Annotated in this window: 7 protein-coding genes; all 7 read left to right on the top strand. The window is 48.1% G+C overall.

Going from position 1 to position 4,589, the window contains the following annotated elements:
* A partial coding sequence (locus ABY802_RS16005) for an FMN-binding glutamate synthase family protein (protein ID WP_372628125.1) occupies positions 1–783 on the top strand: 783 nt, incomplete at its 5' end.
* A gap of 73 nt (positions 784–856) precedes the next feature.
* Positions 857–1,303, top strand: coding sequence for a VOC family protein (locus ABY802_RS16000; protein ID WP_372628124.1), 447 nt, complete (start codon positions 857–859; stop codon positions 1,301–1,303).
* Between the two features lie 167 nt (positions 1,304–1,470).
* Entirely contained in the window at positions 1,471–1,704 is a 234-nt protein-coding gene (locus ABY802_RS15995) for a ribbon-helix-helix domain-containing protein (protein ID WP_372628123.1), read from the top strand.
* The gene (locus ABY802_RS15990; protein WP_372628122.1) at positions 1,691–1,954 is read left to right on the top strand and encodes a type II toxin-antitoxin system RelE/ParE family toxin; all 264 of its coding nucleotides are present in this window, start codon (positions 1,691–1,693) and stop codon (positions 1,952–1,954) included. The genes ABY802_RS15995 and ABY802_RS15990 overlap by 14 nt, the downstream gene beginning before the upstream one ends.
* A gap of 299 nt (positions 1,955–2,253) precedes the next feature.
* Positions 2,254–3,213 carry a GlxA family transcriptional regulator gene (locus ABY802_RS15985; RefSeq protein WP_372628120.1) on the top strand — a complete coding sequence of 320 codons (960 nt, stop codon included), beginning with the start codon at positions 2,254–2,256 and terminating at the stop codon, positions 3,211–3,213.
* Between the two features lie 34 nt (positions 3,214–3,247).
* Complete coding sequence (locus ABY802_RS15980) at positions 3,248–4,222, top strand: hypothetical protein (RefSeq protein ID WP_372628119.1); 975 nt, start codon at positions 3,248–3,250, stop codon at positions 4,220–4,222.
* A 76-nt stretch (positions 4,223–4,298) separates the two neighbouring features.
* Positions 4,299–4,589 (top strand): nucleoside deaminase (locus tag ABY802_RS15975; RefSeq protein WP_372628118.1); only part of this gene is annotated, 291 nt, incomplete at its 3' end.

Genomic DNA, 4,589 nt, shown 5'->3' with positions numbered 1-4,589 from the left:
CAGGGCGCTAAAACCGGCACGGGCGGCCACTTACCCGGCATTAAAAACACAGGCAAAATTTCAACAGTTCGCGGTATACCAGAAGGCACTGATGCGTTATCGCCGCCAGCGTTTAAGGATATGTCCAGAGTCAGTGATTTCGCCCGCTTTGCTGCTCGGGTGCGTGAGATCAGCGGCGGTATACCGGTCGGCTTTAAACTGAGTGCTAACCATATTGAGCGCGACATTCAGTTCGCACTGGATGCCGGTGCTGACTATATCATTCTCGATGGCCGCGGCGGCGGTACTGGTGCTGCACCGGAAATGTTCCGCGATCATATCAGTGTACCAACCATACCGGCATTGGCCCGTGCCCGCCGTTACCTGGATGCGCAAAACGCCAGCGGCAGGGTAACGCTTATTATCACCGGCGGGCTGCGGCTGCCTATAGACTTTGTTAAAGCCATGGCGCTGGGCGCAGATGGTATAGCCCTGTCAAACAGCGCCATCCAGGCGATTGGTTGTGTCGGTGCCAGAATGTGCAACACTAATAATTGCCCGTCGGGTATTGCTACACAAAAGGCTGAATTACGTAAGCGGCTGGATATTGATGTCTCTGCTACGCGGCTGAATAATTTCTTTCGCGCCTCAGTAGAACTGATGCAGGTGATGGCGCGGGCTTGTGGCCATGATGCGCTAAGTAAGTTGAACCAGGCTGACTTAGCTACCTGGAACCGGGAAATGGCCTATTTGTCTGGCGTGCGGTTTTCTGGTTTCGAAAAGTTAAACACGTGCGCCAGTTAATCGGCTGGCTGCTTGTATCCTGGCGGTGAAGTTGTTGTAAAATTGGCAATCGGCAACCCACGGAAACAATCTCATGTCTGAATTTACCCAAGAAAAGCCAGTGCAACCAAAAGCTACACAACAAAAACCAGTACAGCAAAACATCGGTAATATTGCGCTTGTGGTGGCAGACTACGACGAGGCCATCGCGTTTTACACTACCAAATTGCAGTTTAGTGTGGTGGCCGATATCGATTTTGGCGGCGCTAAGCGCTGGGTTGAAATTGCACCGCCCAACAGCAACGGCAGCCACCTGCTGTTAGCCAAAGCCAGTAATACGCAGCAACAAGCCGCAATAGGCAACCAAAGCGGCGGCAGGGTATTTTTGTTTTTGCATACCAACGATTTCTGGCGCGACTATCACGCCATGCAAGCCAAAGGTGTAAAGTTTAACGAGAAGCCCAGAGAAGAAAGTTACGGCACGGTAGCAGTATTTCAGGATTTATACGGCAATAAGTGGGATTTGTTGCAGCTGAATTAGCGAGCAGAGCAAGCAAATTAAGCCATGCCTGATGCCGCTGGTAAAATATCGCACGACTATCCTGTGCAAAACCATTAGCTGTTGCATGACACAGAGTGTTGCTGCCTCTCGTCACTAAAACGTTATGATGCTATAGTGTTGTAGTGTCATTCTATTTGAGGTTATGTATGAGCACGTTATCCAAACGATCAACAGTCTATTTTGAGCCATCTATTCATCAAGCGTTAAAGCTTAGAGCGGCTTCGTCAGACACGTCGGTATCCGAGCTTATCGATGAAGCGGTAAGATTACTAATGCGCGAGGATCAGGAAGATCTTGCTACGGTAAGGCAAAGAGCCAACGAAGCAGAAATATCTTACGAAGAATTACTAAACAGTCTGCAAGCTGATGGCAAAATATAAAATCACCTTTAAGAAATCGGTAGCCAAAGATTTAACTGTGCTGCCAAAAGCAGATATAAAAAAAATATTAGCCAAAATTGATGCGCTTGCTGAAAATCCAAGAACAGAAGGCGCGATTAAGCTAAGTGGTCAAAGTCTCTACCGTATCAGGCAAGGGCTATACCGAATCATCTATGAAATAAAAGATAGCCAGTTAGTGGTGCACGTTATAAAAGTCGGGCATAGAGCGGATATATACAAACAAATCTGATAGGTGTTCTCAATGCAGGTACTAAACACCGCTTCACTGCAGCAAAGGCGCGCCCATGAGCGGCAATTTAGCAAGATGGTAAAGTCGGTTAAATCGCTGAAAACGAAAAAATACAGTGATTAGCACAACACACGCCGCCTTAAGGCGGCGTTTTTTGATAGCCGCAGGCTTGGGCGATTTTGTCTATGGGCCATCCGTTAATGTTAAACCTAAAACTGGCCGAAAAAGTGAATTTAATGTCCATTCGGTCGGCAGTTTGTTTGCTACAGTAGCCAAAATCAACTGACGAAGAGGCTGTGATGGTTACGGTAGGCATTATTATTTATCCGGATATTCAGGCACTGGATCTGGCCGGGGCGCTGGATTGCTTTGGTCAGGCGAACCAGGAACTGCTTGCAGCCGGCAAACAACCTTATTACCGCCATTATATTGTCGGGCTAACCACGGCGCCGCTGTGTGCTGAAAATGGTCTTCAATTAACAGCTCAGTACTCACTGGATACGTGCCCAAGGCTGGACTACCTTATTATTCCCGGTGGGGCTGGTGCCAGAAAGCTAACAGTCAATCAGGATTTTATGCACTGGCTGTGTCTGCGCAGTGTTGACACAGATAAGGTGCTATCTATCTGTACCGGTGCCTATCTGCTTGCGCACAGTGGTTTGGTTAACGGTTTGCCGCTGGCAACACATTGGCGCTTCGCCGCCGATTTACAGACGCGATATCCAAAGGTGCAGGTAAACGCCACTGAGCTGTATGTCAAATCAGGCAAGTTTTACTCTTCCGGCGGCATGACAGCGGGGATCGATTTATGTCTGGCGGTGATCGAACAAGACCTTGGCGTAGCCATTGCTCAGGCGGTAGCCCGGGAACTGGTGATGTATCTGCGCCGCAGTGGCGACCAGTCACAATACGCCAGCCCGTTAAAAATTCAGCACAGTGGCGAGCAGCGTTTTATCCAATTACAACAATGGTTGCTGGTTAATTTAACTAAACCCTTAACGGTAGCAGATATGGCTGAACAAGTGGCGCTGAGCGAGCGCCAGTTTCGCCGGGTATTTCGCGATCGGTTTGCCATGGCGCCGGTGCAGTATCTGCAACAACTGCGGTTGGACAAAGCCCGTAGCTTGCTGCTGTGTGACGGGTACAACCTGCGGCGTATTTGCAATGAAGTTGGTATCAAGGATCCACGCAGCTTGATCCGCCTGTTTAATGCCGCTTTTGGTTGTACTCCCGGCGAGTACAAACAGCACTTTTGTTAATGCCTCAATAACCCTACCGTAAAAAGGTTTTACTATGTTCAAAATGTTTCGGATGCTGGCCGTCTTGATGTTGTTGGTTGTTTGCATCAGCCATGCCAGCGACAATGCTGCTGGTATCGTTAAGCAAACGATTAGGCTGGACAATATCACCTTACACTATGAATTTGCCGATGCGCAGTCTGTTGCAATGCAGCCAGAATTTACTAAGACAATTAACGCCGGGTTTCAGTACTATCGGCAGCTTTTTGCTGGCTATCCCCGGGATCTTGAGGGCACGTTTTACACTGACATTACTGTACACGTTCGCCATGGTAAGTATTTGTCAGGGGAGGCTGATCCACAGCTATTGATGCTAACCTGGTCTGACAGCAAAATGTTTGGCATACACAACTGGCAGACTCTGTTGTTACATGAAATCTTTCATCTGTGGAGTGCAGAGTCGTTTCGGTATCATGATGGCCGTGAACATTGGTTTAATGAGGGTTTTGCTGAGTTTTATACCTTTAAAGCGGCGACTGAATTAGGATTAATCTCAGCGCGTGATGCGTTGGCAATCGCCGCCGTGCCGGTGGGTTTTTATCACAGTGCCGCAGGTTTAGGTCGGTTATCGATGCGCGAAGCGGGTAACAATAATAAGTTAAAGTTTGATAATTACTTTCTGGTTTATCACGGTGGCTGGGTTGCTGCCATGGTGTTGGATCATGATATTCGCTCGAGAACCGCTAACCAATATAGTCTGGATGATGCAATGCGGATGCTGTATCAGCATTATCCCCGCGATAAAAAGTTGTACCGTAGTGAAGATATCGTCATTGTATTAAAAGCTACAAGTGGCCTGGACTATCGGCTGTTTTTTAAACGCTACATTGATGGTACCCAGCCCCTGCCGGTGGCCGGGTACTTTGATCTGGGTAAAGCATTGTGGGATTTTGAATTTAACCCGGCAAAACATTATCAGCACGCCAATTTGTATCGTGCTTTGGGTATCACTATTATCAATGCTAATTAAGTTAATCCGTAGCTGCAGGTACCAGCATCGTTTCTGTAGTATTGTATGGATGTAACGGCTAACAACAGAAACAAATATGACCGATATCTATATGCAGGCGGCTATTGCCCAAGCCAGAAAAAGCTTAGCCGAGGGTGGTATTCCTATTGGCTCGGTGCTGTTGATTGATGGCAAGATTGTGGGTGCTGGCCATAACCAGCGAGTGCAAAAGGGTAGCTGCGTATTACATGCTGAAATGGACTGCCTGGAAAATGCAGGCCGCTTAACCGCCGCCGATTACCGGCGCGCCACGCTGTACTCTACGTTATCACCGTGCGATATGTGTAGCGGCACGGTATTGCTGTATGGCATTCCCAAAGTAGTTATT

Origin of the sequence: Arsukibacterium sp. (assembly GCF_041616895.1) — a bacterium.
Lineage (GTDB): Bacteria > Pseudomonadota > Gammaproteobacteria > Enterobacterales > Alteromonadaceae > Alishewanella.
The sequence above is the reverse complement of the archived record's forward strand: the minus strand, read 5'-3'. Positions and strand labels throughout refer to the sequence as shown.